Below are 20,381 nucleotides of genomic sequence, written 5' to 3' on the forward strand. Positions count from 1 at the left end.
GGACACGGAGGTGGCAGGTGGGCGACGACGACGCGGAGATCACCGCGTGGGCGCTGGCCGCCGGTCGGGGTGACCGGGAGGCCGCGGCCCGCTTCATCCGGGCGACCCAACAGCACGTACGACGGTTCGTCGCGCACCTGATCAGCCCGGCCGAGGCCGACGACCTCACCCAGGAGACGTACCTGCGGGCCATGCGCTCGCTGCCGTCGTTCGCCGCCCGTTCCTCGGCCCGTACGTGGCTGCTCGGCATCGCCCGCCGGACCGCCGTCGACCACGTCCGGGCGGCCACCTCGCGTCCGCGTACGGTGCCGCTGTCCGAGTGGCACGACACGCCGGACACCCGGGGCAGCGGCTTCGACGGCGAGGTGGTCCTCAACGACCTGCTGCTGGCCCTGCCCGCCGACCGTCGGGAGGCGTTCGTCGCCACCCAGGTCCTCGGCCTGTCCTACGCCGAGGCGGCCGAGGTGTGCGGTTGCCCGGTCGGCACCATCCGGTCCCGGGTCGCCCGGGCCCGCGAGGATCTCGTCGCGGCGGTCGAGGGTAACCCCCGGGCGATCCGCCACCGGCCGGGAAGCGCCGCCGGCTGACCGTCGCCCCCGGGCCGCGACCGTGCCCCGGGAGCCCACGGGAACCACCGCGCCCTGCCGGCCGACTACCCGTACATGGGGTGTGAGCAGTGGCGGGAGATCCTGTCGGCACAGTTGGACGGCGAGGAGACCCCCGCCGAGCGGATCGCGGCGGACGCGCACCTGGACGGGTGCGCGGGCTGCCGGCAGTGGTGTGACCGGGCGGCGACGGTGACCCGGCGATCCCGCCTGACGCTCTCCACCACCGACCGCTGCGACCCGACTGTCGACCGGCCCGGCCGCCTGCGGTCGACGACCCCGGCCACGGCAGGGTCGGAACCGAGGGTCACCGCGGCCGGCCCCGGTCTCGTCGACGTCGCGCTGGCCGCGCTCCCCGCCCCCCGCCGGATGCGGGACCGGGTGGTGCCGGTCCTGCGCACCGGGCTGGCCCTGATCGGCGCCCTGCAACTGGTGCTGGGGCTGACCCAGGTCGGCCGGGGCCCGGCTGCCGGGCACGCCCACGGCGCGCTCGACACGCTGGCCTCCGGGCACCTGTGGCACGAGTCGGCCGCGTGGAACATCGCCGTCGGCGCGGGTTTCCTCTTCGTGGCCGCCCGGCGCGCCCCGACCGGGGGGCTGCTGCCGATGTTGAGCGCCTTCGTCGGCGCGCTCGTGCTGCTCTCGGCCAACGACCTGGTCACCGGCCGGGTGGAGCCGACCCGGCTGGTCAGTCACGGGTTCCTGGTCACCGGCTATCTGATCGTGGTCGCGCTGTCCCGGCCCCGGCTGCGGCCGGACGGCCCGGCGGGGCGGGGCCGGGGAGACCGGCCCGCCTGGCGGCTGCGTACGGACGACGTGCCCGCCGCCCCGACGGTACGCCTGCTGCCGCCGCACGCCGGCTCGGCGCGGACCCGCGACCGGTCGGCCGCCTGACCGCGACGCCACCCGGCCCGCCGGGTGGCGGCCGACGGCGCGTCCCGCCCGGCGGGACGGCCCGGTCACCCGGAAGGGCACGATCCCGACCGGCCGGAACTTTCGGTGACCGGTGACGGACCAACGGGACAGAGCATCGGCACAACGGAGGAAAAACCCATGCGTCCCACCGGTCCACTCGGCACGAATCGACGCGCGTCAGTCGTCTTCGCCGCCGCCACCGCCGCCCTGCTGGCCGTCGGCACCGCCGGCTGCGGCCCGGCCGACCCGGCGTCGGGCACCCCGTCGGGCGCCTCGGCACCGGCGAGCGCGTCCGCCGGGGTGATCACCATCCGGGACCCGTGGGTGAAGGCGGCCGACAAGGGCATGACGGCGGCCTTCGGGACCCTGGTCAACGACAGCGACGCCGACGTCACGCTCACCGGCGCCACCACCGAGGTGTCCGTACTGGAGCTGCACGAGATGACCATGAAGGACGGCACGATGGTCATGCGGCAGAAGCAGGGCGGCGTCGTGATCAGGGCGAAGGGCACCCACGTGTTGGAGCCCGGCGGCGACCACCTGATGCTGATGGACCTCCGCCGGCCGGTGCGGGCCGGCGACCAGGTCACCGTGACCCTCACCTTCGCCGACGGCCGGACCCAGCAGTTCACCGCCGTGGCCAAGCCGTTCACCGGGGCGCAGGAGAGCTACGCCCCCGGCCACGGCGCGCCCGAGCCGACCATGAGCGGTCAGCCGGCCCCGGGTGGACAGCCGACGACCGGCCCGACCTCGTGACCGGACACCCGCACGGGCGTACGGTGAGCCGGCGCGGCCTGCTCGCCGGCGGGGCACTGGCCGCAGGGGGCGCGCTGGCCGGCGGTGCGGTGGTCGTCGCCGGGCGGGACGGGCCGACCGGCGGGCCCGCCGTGCCGCAGCCGAGTCCGGTGGCGGCCGTCGGGGGCCTGGTCGAGCCGTTCCACGGGCCCCGGCAGGCGGGGGTGGCCACCGAACCGCAGGCCCACGCCGCGTTCGTCGCGTTCACCCTGCGACCGGGCACCGACCGGGCGGCGCTGGGCCGGCTGCTGCGGCTGCTCAGCGACGACGCGGCCCGGCTCACCCAGGGCCGGCCGGCGTTGGCCGACACCGAGGCCGAACTCGGGCTGCTGCCGGCGCGGCTGACCGTGACCTTCGGTTTCGGCCCCGGCCTGTACCGGGCTGCGGGCGTCGACGACCGGCGGCCGGCGTCGGTGGCCGACCTGCCGGCGTTGCGGATCGACCGGCTCCGACCGGCCTGGTCCGGTGGGGACCTGCTGGTGCAGATCTGCGCTGACGACGCGGTCACCGTCGCACACGCCCAGCGGGTGCTGGTCAAGGACAGCAGGCCCTTCGCCACCGTCCGCTGGGTGCAGCAGGGCTTCCGGCGCAGCCCCGGCGTCGAGCCGGCCGGGCACACCCAACGCAACCTGTTCGGCCAGCTCGACGGCACCGCCAACCCCCGTCCCGGCAGCGCGTTGGACACCGCCGTCTGGGTACCCGACGGTCCGGACTGGCTGCGCGACAGCACCACCCTGGTGGTCCGCCGGATCAGCATGAACCTGGAGACCTGGGACCTGCTCGGCCGTACCGACCGGGAACTGGCCGTCGGCCGGCGGCTCGACACCGGCGCCCCGCTCACCGGCACCGGTGAACACGACGAACCCGACTTCGCCGCCGTCGGCGACGACGGGCTCACCGTCATCCCCGACTTCTCCCATCTCACCCGGGCCCGCGTCACCGACGACCGGTTGAGGATCCTGCGCCGCCCGTACAACTACGACGGTGTGCCCTCCCCGCAGGGGCACGCCGACAGCGGCCTGATCTTCGCCTCGTACCAGGCCGACGTCACCGCCCAGTTCCTGCCCATCCAACGTCGACTCGCCGACCGGGACCTGCTCAACGAGTGGACCACGCCGATCGGCTCCGCCGTCTTCGCCGTCCCGCCCGGCTGCCCGCCCGACGGGTGGATCGGCCAGCAGGTGCTGGGCTGAGCCGGCTGATGACGACCATGTCACCGTCGCGCCGGGTCGCCGGCCGGTTCGTCGCCGCACTGCTGGCCGGCATCCTGACCCTGTTCGTCGCCGCCACGCCGGCCCGCGCGCACAACGGCCTGCGGTCCGCCTCGCCGGCCCGGGACGCGACGCTGACCCGCGCGCCCACCGAGATCACGCTGGAGTTCATGGCGCGGCTCGACCCGACACTCACCACCATCGTGCTCACCGACGGGACGAAACGGCGTGTCCCCACCGGCGATCCGGTGGTCTCCGGCGCGACGGGAAACGTCCGGGTGACCGGTCCCCTGCCCAACGGGACGTACACCGTCGCGTACCGGGTGGTCTCCGCCGACGGGCACCCGGTGCAGGGGTCGTACCCGTTCACCGTGGCGGACCCGGCCGGTCCGGCCGCCGCGCCGTCACCCGACCCGCCCGGCCCGTCCGCCGCCGCGGTCGCGCCGGGGCGCGGCGGTGGCCGGGCCACCGTCGTCGGCGTCACCGGCAGCGTGGTGGTCGCCCTGCTGGCGGCGGCGGCCGTGCTGCGTCGGCGGCGACGACAATCGTCACGCCCCTGAGGCGGCCCTCACCGGTACGCCGCAGGCGCTCCCGGTCCGCAGACGCACGCCGGGACGTCCGTTCCGTTGTGGACCGGTGACGTCGACGTCCCGGACATCTACCGGGAACCGCAGGGACGTCCGCCGCGACTACCTCGGCGGGCGACGCCGACCGCACGGACACCGGCCGACCCGCACGCACGGGGCGACCACCGGGCACCTCCCAACACATTCGATCGGATGGATATGTCTGTTACTGAGTTGTCCGACCCGCCGAGGCCGGAATCCGCGCCGTCCGCCGCCCCACCCGCCCGGCCGGCCCGGGGCGGGTCCCCGTTCGGCGCGCTGCTGCTGCGGCTGCACTTCTACGCCGGCGTCCTGTTCGCGCCCTTCCTGGTGGTCGCCGCGTTGACCGGGCTCGCCTACACGGTGGCCCCGCAGGTGGACACGGCGCTCTACGGCGACCGGTTGACCGTGACACAGGTGGGTGAGCGCCCGGTGCCGGTGGCCGACCAGGTCGGGGCGGCCCGCAACGCCCACCCGGAGGGCAGCGTCAGCGCGGTGCAGCCCGGCACGGGTGACCGGACCACGAGGGTGGTGTTCACGGTGCCGGAGCTTGCCGACAGGCAGCACACCGTGTACGTCGACCCGTACACCGGCCGGGTGCAGGGGCAGCTCACCACCTGGTTCGGGTCCACACCGGCCACCACCTGGCTGGACGACCTGCACCGCAACCTGCACCTGGGCGCGGTCGGCCGGCACTACTCGGAGCTGGCCGCGAGCTGGCTGTGGGTGCTCGCGCTCGGCGGGGTGGTGCTGTGGTGGCGTCGCCGCCGATCCTCCCGGGCCACCGCGCGGCACCTGCTCGTACCGGACCTGACCGCCGCCCGTGGGGTGCGCCGGACCCGGAGCTGGCACGCCACCACCGGGATCTGGCTCACCGTCGGCCTGCTGTTCCTCTCGGCCACCGGGTTGACCTGGTCCCGGTACGCCGGGGCGAACTTCGGCGCCGGTCTCGACGCGCTCGACGCCCGCGCCCCGCAGCTCTCCACCGCTCTCGCCGCCGGACCGGTCCCGACCGACACCGGCGGCGGCCACCACGGCGCCGCCGGGGCCGGCGGGGTGGTCGAGTCGGCCGCCTTCGACCGGGTGCTGACCGCCGCCCGGACGGCCGGGCTGGACGGTCCGGTCGAGATCGCCCCCGGCGCGCCGGGCTCGGCCTGGACGGTGACCCAGGTCGACAACACCTGGCCGGTCGCCAAGGACCGCGTCGCCGTCGACCCCACCACGGGCACGGTCACCGCCCGCAGCGACTTCGCCGACTGGCCGGTGCTGGCCCAGCTCAGTGGACTCGGCATCCAGGCCCACATGGGGGTGCTCCTCGGCCCGGTCAACCAGATCCTGCTCGCCGCGCTGGCCCTCGGGTTGCTCTGCGTCATCGTCTGGGGCTACCGGATGTGGTGGCAGCGCCGGCCCACCCGGGCGGACCGGCGGGCCCGCACCGGCACCGCGCCGCCCCGGGGTGGCGTCCGGGGCCTGCCCTGGTGGGCGGTCCTCGTCGGGGTACCGGTGGTGGCGGCGGTCGGCTGGGCGCTGCCCCTGCTCGGGTCGAGTCTCGTCGCCTTCCTCGTCGTCGACGCCGCCCTGGGGGTGGTGGCCCGACGACGCCGCCGGGACACCGCCCCCGACTCCCCCGTGCCGGCCGGCGGGTGACGTGCCGACGCCCGGCCGGCACGTCACATTCCCGAGGCGACGATTGACCGGCCGGGGGTCGCGCCGTTACGGTCGAACCACTATCTGCGGCGTCGCGAGGTAAGCCGGTGGGAATCCGGCGCGGTCGCGCCACTGTGAGCGGTTCCGTCGTCGACGGGTCCGCGAGCCAGGACGCTCGGTCGTCCGCAGCCTTGCGATGGGGACGCGTCATCCCCGGGAAGGTTCGAATCCCATGTCGAGTCCCACTCCTGCCCAGCCGCTGGTGCACCCCGTCGGGTCCGCCCGTCTGTGGTGGGCGGCCCTGGCCGTCGTCGGCGTACTCCTGCTGCTCACCTACCTGGTCGCGTTCGACCAGGGCGCGGTCTCGCGCAGCGGCATGTTCCTGCACGAGCTGATGCACGACGGCCGGCACCTGCTCGGTGTCCCGTGCCACTGACCCCTGCCCACAATCCACCCACCTTCGTCACCGTCCTGATCCGCGGGCTCCTCGCCGGCCTCGTCGCCGGCCTGCTCGCGGGCGGTTTCGGCTACCTAGTCGGTGAGCCGCGCATCGACGCGGCCATCGCGATCGAGGAGGCCGCCACCCACACCGGGCCGGTGGCCGACGACCACCACGGCGACGACCTGGTCGGCCGGGACGGGCAGCGGTTCGGCCTGTTCCTGGCCACCGGGCTGTTCGGGACGGCGATGGGTGGCCTGCTCGCGACCGCGTTCGTGCTGCTGCGCCGACGTTTCCCGGCCGCCGACGACGGCCGGTCGGCGTTGCTGCTGGCGGGCGGCGCCCTGCTCGGCGTGGTGCTCGTGCCGTTCGGGAAGTACCCGGCCAATCCCCCGGCGGTCGGCAACCCCGACACCATCGACCAGCGCACCGTCGCCTACCTGGCGTTGGTGGTGCTCGGCCTGGTGGCCGTCTGGGCGGGCACCCTGGGCTACCGGTCGGTCCGCGCCGACGCACCGCCCTGGCAACGGTACGGCGCGGCCCTCGGCGGATTCGCCCTGGTCGCCGGCGTCGGGTACGTCGTCCTGCCGTCCTTCCAGGAGGTTCCGGACGACTTCCCGGCAACGCTGCTGTGGAACTTCCGGCTGGCGTCGCTCGGCACCCAGGTGGTGCTCTGGGTCGCCGTCGGTCTGCTGTTCAGCGCCCTGATGAGCCGCCGTCCCGCGGGGCCGCGCCCCGACGACCGGGCCGGCGAGCCCCTGTCCGGTCAGGCCACGCCGGCCCGCCCGTGACCTCGACCAGCCTGCGGCTGGTCGCCCACGCCCACACCGGCGCGCTGCGGCGGGCGGTGTTCGGCGCGGGAGACGACGACCTGGACGAGGGCGGCCGACAGGCCGCCCTCGCCCTGGCCGGTCACGGGCGGACCGGGCCACTGGGCACGGTGGACACCTGCCTGACCAGCCCGGCGAGCGCGGCGGTGCAGACCGCGTACGCCCTCGGGTTACGGCCCACCGTCGAGGCCGCGCTGGCCGACTGCGACTACGCCGGCTGGGCCGGGCGCAGCCTGACCGACGTCGGGGCGCGGGAGCCCGGGGCGCTGCGCCAGTGGTGGGAGACGCCCGAGGCGGCACCGCACGGCGGGGAGTCCCTTGCCGCGCTGCGCGAGCGGGTCGGCGCCTGGCTCGACGACCGGCTCGGGCCGGGCCGGCGGATCGTCGCGGTGACCCATCCGATGGTGGTCCGGGTGGCGATCGTGCACGCGCTCGACCTGCCGATGGCCGCCCTGCCCCGGCTGGACGTCACCCCTCTGGCGGTGGTGCGCCTCAGCCGGTACGGCCCCCGCTGGCAGCTCCGGTTCGCCGCGCCGGTCGGGCCGCAGGACCGGCCCCCGCGATGACCGGCCGGTCCGCCTCCGGCGAATCCGGTGGCGGTACTCCCCGGGTGGTGGCGAGACTCGACGGGTGCCGGAACAGGACCGTTTCCGCGTCGCCGTCGGTAGCTGGGCGGCCGGCGGCCCGGACTCGGCGCAGGCCGCCGTGCTCGCCCGCCGGCTGGCCGGCGACGGGCTGACCACGGTGGTGCTCGTCGAGGGGGTCAGCGACCGTGGCGCGGTCGAGGCGCTGGCCGTACGGCGTGGCCGCGACCTGCCCGGCGAGGGCGTCTGCGTGCTGCCGATCGGCGGTGCGATGAGCGCCGGCCGGTTCCTGCGGCTGCTCGGCCCGCCGGGTCTCGGCCTGGCCGTCCGGGGGCTGTGCGACGAGGCCGAGGAGGGCTGGTTCCGACGCGGCCTGGAGCAGGTTGGTCTCGGCGTCGACCTGGACCGGCCCGCGATGGAGGCGCTCGGCTTCCCGGTGTGCGTCGCCGACCTGGAGGACGAACTGATCCGCGCGTTGGGTCCCGCCGGAGTCGAGGACGTCCTCGCCGCCGAGGGTGACCTGCACCGGTTCCGGGTCTTCCAGAATCAGCCCGCCCAGCGCGGCCGGTCCGTCGAGCGGCAGCTGCGCCGGTTCCTGGGCACCACCAGCGGCCGCAAGGCCCGGTACGCTGCCGCGCTGGTGCACGCCCTCGACCCGGACCACGTCCCCCGGCCGTTGGACCGGCTGCTTCCCGCCCGGCCGCACCGCACGGACTGACCCCGACGCGCCCGGGCGGCAGGGCACGGCAGCCGGCTGCGGGGCGACGACGGGTAGGGTCGCGCAGATGACCGGTGATCCGCCGCTGCTCGCTGCCGACGATCCGCTGGCGGTCGCGGTGAGCGGGGCGATCCGCGACGGTGACCTGACCCGACTGCGGTCGCTGCTCGGCGCACACCCGGGGTTGGCCGCCGGACGCATCGTCGACCGGGTCGGCGGGGTCCGTACCCTGCTGCACGTGGTCACCGACTGGCCGGGCCGGTTCCCGCGCGGTGCCGACACCGTCGCCGCGCTGGTCGCCGCCGGCGCCGACGTCGACGCCCGGTTCGCCGGGCCGCACCGGGAGACCCCGCTGCACTGGGCGGCCAGCTGCGACGACGTGGACGTCGTCGACGCCCTGCTGGACGCCGGTGCCGACATCGAAGCTCCCGGCAGCGTGATCGCCGACGGCACGCCGCTTTCGAACGCGCGGGCCTTCGCCCAGTGGCGGGCGGCATACCGGCTGGTCGTCCGGGGAGCCCGCACCACCCTCGTCGACGCGGCGACGCTCGGCCTGCACGACCGGGTGGAGCGGGCCTGCACCGGCGACGACGTGCCGTCGACCGACGAGATCGACTGGGCGTTCTGGGGTGCCTGCCACGGCGGGCGGCAGTCCTGCGCCGGGTACCTGTGGACACGCGGCGCGCGGCTCAACCGGGTGCCGCCGTGGGAGCACCGTACCGCCCTGGACGCGGCCGTCCGGCGCGGCGCCACCGAACTGGTCGGCTGGCTGCGGGCGCGGGGCGCCGTCACCGCCGCCGAGCTGGGCCCGCCCGACGCCACCGGCTGACCCGGGACCCACCCACCACGCGTCACGACGGGACGGCTCCGCCGGCAGGGGCTACTCCCCGGCGGCCAACTGCTCCTTGGCCTCGTCGTAGCCGGCCGCCGCCGGCGCGTCGGTCGGCGCGTAGATCACCCGGATCACCCCGGTCGGGTACACCTCGGTCGTGGTCACCCGCAGGTGGTACGGGGTGCCCCCGTCGTCGAACAGCCTGCGGCCCTTGCGCGCCGCCACCGGGTGCACCAGCAGCCGCAGTTCGTCGACGAGCCCGGCGGCGAGCAACTGCTGCACCACGGAGATCGAGCCGGGGATGAGGACGCCGCCGACACCGGGGTCGTCGCGCAGCGCGGTGACCACGTCGACGAGGTCACCGTCCAGGACCTCGGAGTTACGCCAGGGCAGCTCCCTCGCCTGCCGCGTGACAACCACCTTGCGCAGGTCGCCGAGCTGCTTGGCGAAGGGCGCGTCGTCGCCACCGGCGGCCTCCCGGTCGGGCCACGCCCCGGCGAAGCTGTCGTAGGTCTCCCGGCCGAACAGCAGCAGGTCGGCGGCGTCGTAGTCCGCGCTGACGGCCCGCCCCATGTTGTCGTCGAAGTACGGGAAGTGCCAGTCGGGGTCGATCTCGGCCACGCCGTCGGCCGAGATGAACAGCGTGGAGATGACCTTTGCCATCGGAAGGGTCCCTTCGGGTCGGTAACCGGACCGGCCCAGCATCCCAAACTCCTCGATCGGACACGGCCCATCCCCCGGTCGACACCTGGACCACCGCTCGGAAAAAGATCGTGGCGGGTTATGAAACCCGGGGGCGGTTCCGGACGTCCTGAGGGGTGAGTCGGGTACCGGCGGCGACCGGGCCGGTACGTCGACCGGGATCCCCCACCAGAAGGAGCGAACGATGTCGACGAAACGATGGCTCGCGGGCGTCGGGTTGCTGGCCCTGACCGGCACGATGGCGGCCTGCGCCCAGGCTCGGCCCGGTGCCGACGCGCCTGTGGCCGAGCCGCAGCGCAAGCCGGCGGCCGTGGCGGTGGGGCTGTCCGCCACTCCGCCGCAGAAGAGTTCCGCCCCGCGCGGGTTCACCGGCACCCGGCAGTACACGATCGTCCGGGTCGGTTCGTTCGAGGGCGGCCTGTCGCTGACCGACTCCGGACGGTTGGCCGAGGTCGACGACGACCAGGGGCGGCAGCTGTTCGTGCCGACCCCGCTGGGCGGTGGGAAGTACCTGATCAAGTCGTACGCCCGGACCAGTGCCGGTCCGCTGTGCTGGCGGGTGCATAATCCGGGCAACAGCCAGCCGCTGGTGGTGCAGGCCGCCACCTGCCGGACCGACGACGCGCGCCAGCAGTTCGAGATCTTCGCGGCGGCCGGCAGCACGCCGTCGTACCTGATCAGCAGCGCCGGGGCGTTCCTGCGGACCTCCGCGCGTTCCGGCCTCATCCTCGAGGAGTTGGGTGACGCCCCGCCGACGAGCAGTTTCCGGTTCACCGACAACGGGCCGGCACCGGCCGGTCGGTGACGAGGGGCCGGTCGGGTCGGCCGGGGCCGCGCCCAGGCCGACCCGACCGGAACGGGGTGTGACAGGGGCGGGCGGGGCCGGGCGGGCTGCCCGCAGGCGGGGACGGGACCAGAGGCGAGCGGGTGGGTGGAGAGCGTGATCGATGCGTGACGCCGAGGAGTTCGACGCGTTCTACGCCTCGTCGGCCCAGCGGGTGCTGGGGCAGGTGTACGCGATGGTCGGCAGCCGTACCGAGGCCGAGGACGCGGTGGCCGAGGCGTACGCCCGCGCCTGGAGCCGCTGGTCGACGGTGCGGGAGTGCGACAGCCCCGAGGCGTGGGTGCGCAAGGTGGCGTACCGGATCGCGGTGAGCGCCTGGCGCAAGACGGTGAACCGGGTGCGGGCCCACCGCCGGGAGGCGGTCGCCCAGCAGGTCGATGCCGTCTCGGTCGATCATGTCGTGCTGGTCGAGGCGTTGCGGCGCATCCCCAGCGAGCAGCGCCGGGCCATCGTGCTGCACCATCTGGTCGGCCTCAGCGTGGCCGAGATCGCCGTGGAGACCCGGGCGAATCCGAACACCGTCAAGACCCGGCTGGCCCGGGGCCGCCGGGGCCTGGCCGGGTACCTGAGCGGCGACGAACACCAGACGACGGCGGGGAGGGGCCATGGGGTCTGACGACATGCTCGACGACGCCCTGCGGGGGCTGGCCCGGCACGCCGGGCAGACCGGTCGGCTCGCCACGGTCACCGAGGTCCGTCGGCGGGGCGACCGCAGGCGTCGGCAGCGGCACGTCGCGACGGCCGCGGTGGGGGTCGTCGTGCTGGGGGCGCTGGGGGCCGGTTTCGCCGTGGCCCGCCTGGCGGGGCCGCCGCAGGCCACCCTGCCCGTCGGTCCGCCCGCCACGACGTCGACGCCCCCCACGGCGACCCCGTCCACCGGGCCGACTCCGCGTACCCCGGCCACCGGCGGGCCGACGTCCGGGTCGACGGGCGCCACACCGGGTACGACGCAGGGTTCGGCGTCCGCCGATCCGCTGCGGCTCGGGCAGCGCCGGTTCGCCCTGGTCCGGTCCGCAGCCGCGGAGGGTGCGGTGTCCCTGCTCGACGACGGCCGTCTCGGTGAGGTCGACGGTGACGAGGGCCGGTCGCTGTTCGTCTTCGTGCCCCAGGGTTCCGGCACCTACCTGGTCCGGACCGCCGAACCGGACGCCGACGGCGACCTGGCCTGCTGGCAGGTCCGGTCGTCGGGTTCCCAGCCGCTCACCGTGGCAGGGGCCCCGTGCGCGCCGACGGAGCCGCGGCAGCTGTTCTCGATCGCCGTCGACGGCACGGCCGGCGGTCAGCGGACCTACGCCATCAGCAACAACTCGGCGTACCTCCAGTTCTCCAGCCGTCGCGGGCTGATCCTCGAGGAACTGGGCGACGCCCCGCTGACCACCGTGTTCCGGTTCGTCGACAACGGCCCCGCGCCGCAGGGCTGACCCCGGCGGGGCGCGGGTGGGCCGCGCTCACCGCCGGGGCAGGCTGGCCACCCAGCGGTCCAGTTCCGTCGGGGAGTCGAAGCGCAGCACGGGCGGTCCGGTGGGGTCGGCCTGCCAGGTCCGCATCCGGCGGCGGGCCCGGCCGAACGCGCCGACGTGCCAGACCAGGATCGAGTCCCGGGACAGTACGCTGCCGAGCGTCTCCCGGTTGCCGTTGCAGATCACCTCGCCGGTCACCAACCGGCTGACGGTGCGGCGCAGTAACCGCCCGAAGGACCGCCAGCGCGGGTAGTCGAGGGCGACGACCAGGTCGGCACGGGCCAGCGGCACGTCCCGCCACCCGTGGTAGGCCCCGTCGATGATCCACTGTTCGCCCCGGCAGATCTGCGTGATCCGGTCGCGTTGCTGGGCCACCGGCACCTCGACCCAGCCGGGCAGCCACAGCAGGTCGTCAACGGGGTGCCAGGGCAGTCCCAGCCGGTCGGCCAGCCGCGCGGCGAGTGTGGACTTGCCCGCGCCGTACACCCCGTAGACCAGGATGCGGGACGGTGCGCTCATCCGGGCAGCCTACGCAGCGGGTACGGGGTCCGCACGGGGTGCCCGGGGCGGCCCGGCGCGACGGTCGCCGGGCGCGGGCGGTCGGTCGCCGGTCGGCACGGCGGGCGTCGATGCCTCTTGTCGGAATCTCCCGCCGTCCATTAGTTTGTTTAACATCCAGACCAACTAGCTCCACCTCCACCTGCGAATCCACCACCAGCCCTTTCCAAGGGGGACCGATGACACCCCAGCAACCCGGCTCGACGCCCTCGCGCCGCCATTTCCTCGGCCTGGTCGGCCTCGGCACGGCCGCCATCGCCGGCGGCCCCCTGCTCGCCGGGTGCTCCGAGAAGCCGGCCGGCTCCGGCGCCGCGCAGAACCTGGACTCCTACGCCGGCCTGCTGCCGACGCAGAAGGACCTCGCCCAGAGCATCAAGCCCGACATCATCGGCACCCGACCGGTGCCCGACGGCTACACGAAGTACCCGTCCTCGTTGGTCGACGCGATCACCGAGCGGCCCGGCACCAGCGGCAAGGAGATCACCGCGATGACCCCGGCCTGGGGTCCGGCTCCGCCCGGGGTCGCCCAGAACGCCTACCTCCAGGCGGTCAACGCGGAGCTGGGCACGCCGGTCAACTTCACCATCCAGGACGGCAACACCTACGCCGACAAGCTCAACGCGATGCTCGGCGCGCGGGACGTCCCGGAGCTGCTCTGCGTCCCGGGCTGGGAGGTGCAGAAGATCCCGCGCTTCTCCGAGGCGATCAAGGTGCTCTTCGAGGACCTCACCGACTACCTCAAGGGCGACGCGGCCAACGCGTACCCGATGCTGGCCTCGTTCCCCACCGGCGCCTGGCGCAACTCCCTGTGGAACGAGCGGCTGATGGCCGTGCCCAACCCGACCGACGGGCCGTTCCCCTGGGCGCTGTTCACCCGCAAGGACCTGCTCGACGCGCGCGGGCTGGCGGTGCCGGCGTCGCTCGACGACCTGCTCACCGTGGCCAAGCAGGTCACCGACCCGGCCAAGAAGGTGTGGGCGTTCGACAACGTCTTCGACATGATCCAGATGTACCACAAGGTGCCGGCCTCCAAGCAGGGCTGGCGGCTCAAGGCCGACGGGACCCCGGAGTTCAAGTACGAGACCCCGGAGTACCGGCAGGCCCTCGAGGTGATGGCCAAGATCTACAAGGACGGTCTGGTCCACCCCGAGATCATCGCCAGCAAGGGCGCGGACAGCGCCCAACTGTTCGCCAAGAACGGCGCGATCGTCTTCACCCGCAACGGGGTGGGCTTCTGGCAGGGTGCCCAGGCCGAGCACCAGAAGGTCAACCCCAAGCTGAACATCCAGCCGGTGCCGATCTTCTCCGCCACCGGCGGCGACCCCCTGGTCTGGGGCGACGACGAGCCGATCTCCTTCACCTTCGTCAAGAAGGGACTGGGCAAGGAGCGGGTCGAGGAGCTGCTGCGGATCATGAACTGGTGCTCCGCGCCGCTGGGCTCGCAGGAGGCGCAGCTGCGCGACTACGGGCAGGCGGGCAAGCACCACACCAGCACGCCGAACGGGCCGGTCAAGACCGACCTGGCGTTCAAGGAGATCGCCAACCAGTACTTCTTCATCAGCGGGCGCAACCCCACCATCGGTCCGTACCCGGAGACCCCGAACTACGTGCCGGACCTCCTGACCTACTCCAACAACATGGTGAAGTACCTGGAGAAGGACCCCTGGGACGGGGTGAAGCTGGAGATGCCGGCCGCGTACAAGGCCAACCAGGTGCCCACCGAGGACAAGTTCACCGACGTGCTGCGCGGTCGCCGGCCGCTCTCCGACGCCGACGCCATCGTGCAGGAGTGGAAGGCCAACGGGGGCGAGGAAGCGCGGGAACTGCTCGCCAAGTCCCTGCCCAAGGCCGGGCGATGACCACTCGTGACACCACCGTCGTGGCCGGGTCCGACCGGACCCGGCCCGACGGCCCCACCGGGACGGGACGCGGGCGCCGCCCCGCCCGCCGTCGCCGGGTGCCGCTGCGCACCCGGCTCGCCCGGGACTGGCAGCTGCTGCTCATGGTGACGCCCGGGTTCCTCGTCCTGCTGGTCTTCAGCTACCTGCCGATCCTGGGCAACGTCATCGCCTTCCAGGACTACAACCCCTACCTGGGGGACAACCCGTTGCAGGCGTTCGCGAACAGCAACTGGATCGGCTTCGGGCAGTTCCAGCTGTTGTTCGAGGACTCGGCGTTCTGGGACGCGCTGCGCAACACCCTGGCCATCACCGCGTTCCAGCTGGTCTTCTTCTTCCCGCTGCCGATCTTCCTGGCGATCATGCTGCACAACCTGCTGTCCACCCGGTGGCGCACCTTCGTGCAGACCGTCGTCTACCTGCCGCACTTCTTCAGCTGGGTGCTCGTGGTCAGCTTCTTCGTCGCCATGCTCGGCGGCGCCGGCCTGCTCGCGCAGACCATGCGCGAGGCCGGCATGCAGCCGTGGAACGTGATGACCAACCCGGACACCTTCATCATCCTGGTCACCGCCGAGGCGGTCTGGAAGGACGTCGGTTGGGGCACCATCGTCTTCCTCGCCGCACTGTCCACCATCGACCCCAGCCTCTACGAGGCGGCGGCGGCCGACGGCGCCGGCCGGTGGCGGCGGCTGTGGCACATCACCCTGCCCGGCCTGCGCCCGGTGATCGTGCTGCTGCTCATCCTGCGGCTGGGCGACGCGCTCTCGGTCGGCTTCGAACAGTTCCTGCTGCAACGCGACGCGGTGGGCCGGCAGGCCGCCGAGGTGCTCGACACCTTCGTCTACCACTTCTCCATCGCCACCGGGAACTACGGCTACGGCGCGGCGGCCGGCCTGTTCAAGGCGGCGATCGGGCTCGGCCTGATCCTGGCCGCCAACCGGGTCGCGCACATGCTCGGCGAACGGGGGATCTACTCGAAATGACCACGACTGTCGCACGGAGGGCCCGCGTGGGGCGCGACCGCCGGCCGGTGTGGGAGGAGCCACCGACCCGGATCGGCCAGGGACTCAAGGCCGCCTTCCTGGCCCTGCTCGTGCTCAGCGTGCTCTTCCCGCTCTGGGTGATCCTGGTGACCAGCCTGTCCTCCCGGGAGGCCCTCGCCGAGGCCGGCGGCCTCGTCGTCGTCCCCCGGGGCATCGACACCGCGGCCTACGAGACGATCTTCGCCGGTGGGGCGGTCACCCGGGCGCTGTGGATCAGCACGCTGGTCACCGTCATCGGCAGCGCGCTGGCGTTGACCGTGACCGTACTGGCCGCGTACGGGCTGTCCCAGCCGCGTTCGGTCGGCTACCGCTGGCTGCTGGTCTACTTCCTGATCCCGTTCCTGGTCTACCCGCCGCTGGTGCCGAAGTACCTGGTGGTGACCGGGCTCGGTCTCAAGGACACCATCTGGGCGCTGATCCTGCCGCCGGCGATCAGCGTGTTCAACCTGGTCGTGGTGCGGGGCTTCTTCCAGGGCATCCCGCAGGAGCTGTTGGACAGCGCCCGGGTCGACGGGGCCAGCCACTTCCGTACCCTGGTACGGATCGTGCTGCCGTTGTCCCGGGCGGTCATCGCCGTGGTGGGGCTGTTCTACGCGGTGAGCTACTGGAACGTCTGGTTCGACGCGCTGCTGTTCATCGACCGCAACGACATGTACCCGATCCAGCGGGTGCTGCAGAGCTACCTGCTGGCCGGCCAGGCCCCGCACACCTCCGGCGGCACCACCGGGGTGTCCATGCCACCGACCGAGGCGATCAAGATGGCAGTGGTGGTGCTCACCGTCGCCCCGATCGTCGCGGTCTACCCGTTCATCCAGCGGCACTTCATCAAGGGCGTGCTGATCGGCGCCGTGAAGGGCTGACCGCTGCGGCGGGACCGGGTCGGCGGGGGTGCCGGCCCGCGTGCGACAGTGGGCGTTTGTGAGCACACTTGCCGTACGCGGGCTGACCCGCCGGTTCGGCGCGCTGGTCGTCCTCGACGACGTACGCTTCCAACTCGACGCGGGTCAGGTCGCCGTCGTCGTCGGGCCCAACGGCTCCGGCAAGACCACCCTGCTGCGCTGCGTCGTCGGGGCGGACCGTCCGGACGAGGGTGAGGTCCTGCTCGACGGCCGCCGCTGCGACGAGACCGACCCCCGGGTCCGGGCGGCGGTCGCCGCCGCCCTCGACGACATCGACTTCTTTCCCGACCTGTCCGTCGTGGAACACCTCGAACTACTCGCCTACGCCCACGGTGGCACCGCCGGACCCGTCGCGGAGGTCCTCGCCGAGCTGGCTCTCGAACCGGCCCGCGACCAGCTTCCGGCGACGCTGTCCAGCGGGCAGCGCCGCCGTCTCGCCCTCGCCTCCTGCTTCGTGCGCCCGCGCCGGTTGCTCGTCCTCGACGAGCCGGAGCAGCGCCTCGACGTCCGGGGCCGGGCCTGGCTGGCGCAGCGGCTGCTGCGGGAGAAGGCGGCCGGCACGGCGGTGCTGATGGCGTCGCACGACACCGAACTGATCGACGCGGTCGCCGACCGGCGGATCGAGATCGGCGGTTGAGGTGACGTCGACCAGGACCTTCCCGCCGGCGGTGGTGGGGCCCACGCCCCGGCAGCTGCGGGCCCGGCTGCGACGGGCCCGCCGCCGCCACCATCCCGGCTCGCTGGGCGAGGTGCTCACCGACGCCTACGTCGTGGTCCTGTTCGTCGCCCTGTACGGCTGGTTCGCGGTCGCCGCGATCCGTGACCACCTGGCGGCCCCGCAGGTCGCCCGGACCGACCCGGGTGACAGGTACTGGATCGCCGTGGCCGCGGTGACGGCGGGGGCCGGGCTCGTCTGGTGGGGCCTGCGGCTGACCGGACCGCTGCTGGTCACCCCGGCCGCCCAGGCCTGGCTGGTCAGCTCCCCGGTGGACCGGCGGGCGTGGCTGCTCCCCCGGTTCGGCGGCCTGGTCGGCGGCGGCACCGTGGGTGTGGGGCTGCTGGCGGTGGCAGCCGCGTACGCCGGTGGACGCGACCGCCCCGCCGACCTGGGCTGGGCGGCGTTGGCCGGCCTCGCCTGCGGGGCCACCGCGACCGGGTGGGCCGTCGTCGCCCAGGGCGTGGCCCCCACGCCCCGCTGGGCGGGCCGGTTGGGCGTCGGCCTGTCCGCCGCCGGGGCGGCGATCGCGGTGCTGGTGGTGCTCGGGCACGCCACCGGAGGGTCCCTCCCGCTGCCGCCGGTGCCGCTCACCCCCATCGTCGGCCTGGTGCTGCTGCCGGTCGCGATGGCGTCGACCGTCGACGCGTACCGGCGGCTGCCCCGGGTGGACCGGGCGGCGCTGACCACCGGGGCGCAGTTCGCCAACGCCGCCACCACCGCCGCCGTGCTGCTGGACCCGTCGCTGCTCGCCGCTTTGGTGGAGAGCCGCCGGTGGCGCGCGGTCGGCCTGGTACGCGGCCGGCCGTTGCGGGCCGGCGGCCGGTTCGCGGTGCTGCTGCAGGCGGAGGTACGCCGGTTGTCGCGCCGTCGGGGCGCCCTCGTCGGCTGGGCCGGGGCACTGCTGGCCATGTACGCCGTCGCCGTGGCGCTGCCGTCGATCGCGGGTCCCGCGCACCTGGTCCTGGCGTACCTTGCGACCGGTCGGCTCACCGGCGGGCTGCGCGCGGTGAGCCGGTCGGCGGGCCTGCGGCGGTCCCTCGGCGGCAACGACACCCTGCTGCGGCTGACGCACCTCGTCGTGCCGGGTGTCGGCGCCACCGTGTGGTATCTGGCCACCCTGCCGGCGCTGCGGCCGGTGCCCGTCCCGCTCGACGCGGTGCTGCTGCTCGGGGTGGTGACGGCCGCCTTCTGGGCCGGCACCCGCCCAGCCATGCGGTACGGCGGGGCGATGGTGAACACCCCGTTCGCGATGGTGCCCGTCGACCTGGTCCGTCAGGTGCTGCGCGGCCCGGACCTGGTCGCCGTGCTGGTGGTCGTCCAACTGCTCGCCCGGTGACGGTGGCGGCCTGGCGCTCAGCGGGCCGGCAGGCAGACCTTCCCGGTGAACGCCGGGTCGGGTTGCCGGTTGCCCGCCCAGGCCGGGTTCGCCTCGATCGGCAGCGGCGGCGCCTGCCAGGCGGCGGCGAAGCTCTGCATCAGCGGGTACTCGGCCCGGGTGCGCGCGATCGGCTTGCCGATCAGGAAGTCGATCAACCGGTCCTGGAGCAGTCTGCGGTCCAGCAGGCCACCGTGCACGCCGGGGATCTGGTAGACCGGAATCCGGCTGTACTCCCCCGGTGGCGCCTCGGTAGCCGTCGCGGTGGGCAGGAAGGCGACGATCCGGACCCCCGGTACGGGACACATCAGCTGGTTGCGGTAGAACGGCGCGTCGTCGAGCAGCGACCGGATGAACGGCTCGTCCGGGCCGCCGCCGACGTCGGCGAGCCCGAAGATGGCCCGCAGTTGCCAGCCGGTGACCACCCCCCAGCCCTCGTCGTGGTGCGGGGGCGGGTAGTAGGCCCGACCGGCGTAGATCAACGGGCTGAACATGACGAGGATGTCGACCGCCGGGTCGTGCCGCCGGGCCAGATAGGTGCGGGCCACCATCGCCCCCTCGCTCTCCCCGATCAGCGCCACCTGCCGTCCGGTACGCCGGTGCAGCAGTTCCACCTGCCGGGCGAGCAGCGCCACGCTGTCCGCCATCGACCGGGTGGTGTCCGCCGACCGGTACGCGAGCGGCCTTCCGTCGGGGTCGAGCCCCCGGTAGGAGAAGCGCTGCACCCGGGGGTCGGACGGCTGCTCACCGCCGTAGTCCGAGCCGTAGCCGGTGAGCACGATCACCGCGTGGGTGACCGCGGCGGGCAGCGGTCGTTCCAGCACCGCCGTCCTGATCCACTGCTCGTTGCCCGGGACCAGTTCCGTCACCGGCGGGATGACCAGCGGCACGGCGACGGCCAGCAGCGCCGCCAGCGGGGTCACCGGCACCCGGGCCCAGCGCACCCGAGAGGGCAGCAGCGCCGCCCGGACGGTCCGGTTCCACAGCACCCCGTTGAGCGCCCCCGCCACCCCGGCCACCGGCACCGTCCACCAGCCGGGCGCCGCCCAGCACAGCGCGCCGGCCACGGTGAGCACCACGAAGTTCAGCAGCGACCAGCCGACCAGCGAGATCGACGGCAGCCCCCGCCACCAGTGCTCCACCACGGCCACCCGTTGCAGGAACGGCGCGAGCAGGAACATCGGCAGCAGCGACGCCAGCAGCACCCAGGACAGGGCGACCACCGACGCCGCCACCGAGATCGCCGCCCAGGGTGCGACGAACCCGCCGACCAGCACGCCGAGCACGACGTTGCGGCGCAGCAGCCAGCCCAGTGACGGCCGGGGCACCCCGGTCGGCCAGGCCAGCCGCACCAGGCCGGTGGTGAACAGGCCCCGGGCGACCAGCACGTAGGTCAGCCAGAGCGCGAACTCCCACCACGACCGGTGGTAGACGTAGAGCCACCGCAGGTCGTGGTAGGTGTCGTACGGCCACAGGGCGGTGAGCTGCGGGGGGATGCCCTGGGCGGCCCGGAATCCGAGGGCGACCAGCACGGTGGCCTCGATCATCGGCACCAGGCTGGTCACCAGCAGCAGCCCGACGAACCTTCGATTCAAGACCACCCCGTTCCGCCGCACCGTGCGCGATCGCGTCTCTCGCAGGCTCCACCGGAACGACGGCCGGCGTCGGCGAATCCGGCACATTGCCCCGGTTCGACCGACGCC

22 protein-coding genes and 1 riboswitch are annotated in these 20,381 nt (G+C 74.0%); of the genes, 19 read left to right on the top strand and 3 right to left on the bottom strand.

The features are described from left to right. Positions 1-17: 17 nt before the first annotated feature. The 11 genes from ACN265_RS15565 to ACN265_RS15615 all read left to right on the top strand — a co-directional run bounded on the left by ACN265_RS15565 (position 18) and on the right by ACN265_RS15615 (position 9,178). Positions 18-587, top strand: coding sequence for a sigma-70 family RNA polymerase sigma factor (locus ACN265_RS15565; RefSeq protein ID WP_307826121.1), 570 nt, complete (start codon positions 18-20; stop codon positions 585-587). Between the two features lie 75 nt (positions 588-662). After that, on the top strand, positions 663-1,499 hold the full coding sequence (locus ACN265_RS15570) for a zf-HC2 domain-containing protein (RefSeq protein ID WP_421408365.1): 837 nt from the start codon (positions 663-665) through the stop codon (positions 1,497-1,499). A 159-nt stretch (positions 1,500-1,658) separates the two neighbouring features. Next, complete coding sequence (locus ACN265_RS15575) at positions 1,659-2,276, top strand: copper chaperone PCu(A)C (RefSeq protein WP_420119128.1); 618 nt, start codon at positions 1,659-1,661, stop codon at positions 2,274-2,276. A gap of 23 nt (positions 2,277-2,299) precedes the next feature. Next, entirely contained in the window at positions 2,300-3,508 is a 1,209-nt protein-coding gene (locus ACN265_RS15580) for a Dyp-type peroxidase (protein ID WP_421408368.1), read from the top strand. Between the two features lie 8 nt (positions 3,509-3,516). Beyond that, entirely contained in the window at positions 3,517-4,086 is a 570-nt protein-coding gene (locus ACN265_RS15585; protein ID WP_421408369.1) for a copper resistance CopC family protein, read from the top strand. Positions 4,087-4,305: 219 nt separating this feature from the next. Further along, positions 4,306-5,778 carry a PepSY-associated TM helix domain-containing protein gene (locus ACN265_RS15590; protein WP_421408370.1) on the top strand — a complete coding sequence of 491 codons (1,473 nt, stop codon included), beginning with the start codon at positions 4,306-4,308 and terminating at the stop codon, positions 5,776-5,778. A 103-nt stretch (positions 5,779-5,881) separates the two neighbouring features. Next, a riboswitch (cobalamin riboswitch) is annotated at positions 5,882-5,950 on the top strand. A gap of 60 nt (positions 5,951-6,010) precedes the next feature. Further along, a complete protein-coding gene (locus ACN265_RS15595; RefSeq protein ID WP_088644932.1) occupies positions 6,011-6,214 on the top strand; it encodes a CbtB domain-containing protein in 204 nt (67 codons plus the stop codon). Then, positions 6,205-7,008, top strand: a complete 804-nt coding sequence (locus tag ACN265_RS15600; protein WP_421408371.1) for a CbtA family protein — start codon at positions 6,205-6,207, stop codon at positions 7,006-7,008. The genes ACN265_RS15595 and ACN265_RS15600 overlap by 10 nt, the downstream gene beginning before the upstream one ends. After that, positions 7,005-7,613, top strand: coding sequence for a histidine phosphatase family protein (locus ACN265_RS15605; protein ID WP_421408372.1), 609 nt, complete (start codon positions 7,005-7,007; stop codon positions 7,611-7,613). The genes ACN265_RS15600 and ACN265_RS15605 overlap by 4 nt, the downstream gene beginning before the upstream one ends. Before the next feature lie 64 nt (positions 7,614-7,677). Continuing rightward, positions 7,678-8,349 carry a TOPRIM nucleotidyl transferase/hydrolase domain-containing protein gene (locus ACN265_RS15610; RefSeq protein WP_421408373.1) on the top strand — a complete coding sequence of 224 codons (672 nt, stop codon included), beginning with the start codon at positions 7,678-7,680 and terminating at the stop codon, positions 8,347-8,349. A gap of 67 nt (positions 8,350-8,416) precedes the next feature. Beyond that, positions 8,417-9,178, top strand: a complete 762-nt coding sequence (locus ACN265_RS15615; RefSeq protein ID WP_421408374.1) for an ankyrin repeat domain-containing protein — start codon at positions 8,417-8,419, stop codon at positions 9,176-9,178. A gap of 51 nt (positions 9,179-9,229) precedes the next feature. Here the strand turns inward: ACN265_RS15615 and ACN265_RS15620 are convergent, their stop codons facing one another. Further along, entirely contained in the window at positions 9,230-9,844 is a 615-nt protein-coding gene (locus tag ACN265_RS15620) for a dihydrofolate reductase family protein (protein WP_421408375.1), read from the bottom strand. Positions 9,845-10,067: 223 nt separating this feature from the next. Between ACN265_RS15620 and ACN265_RS15625 the strand changes: the two genes are divergently transcribed. The 3 genes from ACN265_RS15625 (at position 10,068) to ACN265_RS15635 (ending at position 12,148) form a co-directional block, all read left to right on the top strand. Beyond that, positions 10,068-10,688, top strand: a complete 621-nt coding sequence (locus ACN265_RS15625) for a hypothetical protein (RefSeq protein ID WP_357926664.1) — start codon at positions 10,068-10,070, stop codon at positions 10,686-10,688. 142 nt (positions 10,689-10,830) lie between these two features. Beyond that, positions 10,831-11,343 (top strand): RNA polymerase sigma factor, encoded by a 513-nt coding sequence (locus ACN265_RS15630; RefSeq protein ID WP_420119135.1) that lies wholly within the window; start codon positions 10,831-10,833, stop codon positions 11,341-11,343. Next, positions 11,333-12,148, top strand: a complete 816-nt coding sequence (locus ACN265_RS15635) for a hypothetical protein (protein WP_420119136.1) — start codon at positions 11,333-11,335, stop codon at positions 12,146-12,148. The genes ACN265_RS15630 and ACN265_RS15635 overlap by 11 nt, the downstream gene beginning before the upstream one ends. 27 nt (positions 12,149-12,175) lie before the next feature. Here the strand turns inward: ACN265_RS15635 and ACN265_RS15640 are convergent, their stop codons facing one another. Further along, positions 12,176-12,706, bottom strand: coding sequence for an adenylate kinase (locus tag ACN265_RS15640; protein WP_420119137.1), 531 nt, complete (start codon positions 12,704-12,706; stop codon positions 12,176-12,178). A gap of 218 nt (positions 12,707-12,924) precedes the next feature. On the opposite strand from ACN265_RS15640, the gene ACN265_RS15645 reads away from it, so the two are divergent. The 5 genes from ACN265_RS15645 to ACN265_RS15665 are packed head-to-tail and all read left to right on the top strand — an operon-like array spanning position 12,925 to position 18,639. Continuing rightward, positions 12,925-14,604 (top strand): extracellular solute-binding protein, encoded by a 1,680-nt coding sequence (locus ACN265_RS15645; RefSeq protein ID WP_421408376.1) that lies wholly within the window; start codon positions 12,925-12,927, stop codon positions 14,602-14,604. Then, positions 14,601-15,626, top strand: coding sequence for an ABC transporter permease (locus ACN265_RS15650; RefSeq protein WP_421408377.1), 1,026 nt, complete (start codon positions 14,601-14,603; stop codon positions 15,624-15,626). Before ACN265_RS15645 ends, ACN265_RS15650 begins: the two co-directional genes overlap by 4 nt. 26 nt (positions 15,627-15,652) lie before the next feature. Further along, a complete protein-coding gene (locus tag ACN265_RS15655; protein ID WP_357926679.1) occupies positions 15,653-16,546 on the top strand; it encodes a carbohydrate ABC transporter permease in 894 nt (297 codons plus the stop codon). A gap of 58 nt (positions 16,547-16,604) precedes the next feature. Next, positions 16,605-17,222: an ABC transporter ATP-binding protein gene (locus tag ACN265_RS15660; RefSeq protein WP_204924471.1), complete on the top strand. Its 618-nt coding sequence runs from the start codon at positions 16,605-16,607 to the stop codon at positions 17,220-17,222. A gap of 1 nt (position 17,223) precedes the next feature. Further along, entirely contained in the window at positions 17,224-18,639 is a 1,416-nt protein-coding gene (locus ACN265_RS15665) for a DUF6297 family protein (RefSeq protein ID WP_420119140.1), read from the top strand. Positions 18,640-18,656: 17 nt separating this feature from the next. On the opposite strand, the gene ACN265_RS15670 is transcribed toward ACN265_RS15665, so the two are convergent. Then, entirely contained in the window at positions 18,657-20,360 is a 1,704-nt protein-coding gene (locus tag ACN265_RS15670; protein ID WP_421408378.1) for a hypothetical protein, read from the bottom strand. Positions 20,361-20,381: the final 21 nt, after the last annotated feature.

It is taken from the genome of Micromonospora sp. WMMD730, assembly GCF_049178955.1.
GTDB lineage: Bacteria > Actinomycetota > Actinomycetes > Mycobacteriales > Micromonosporaceae > Micromonospora > Micromonospora wenchangensis.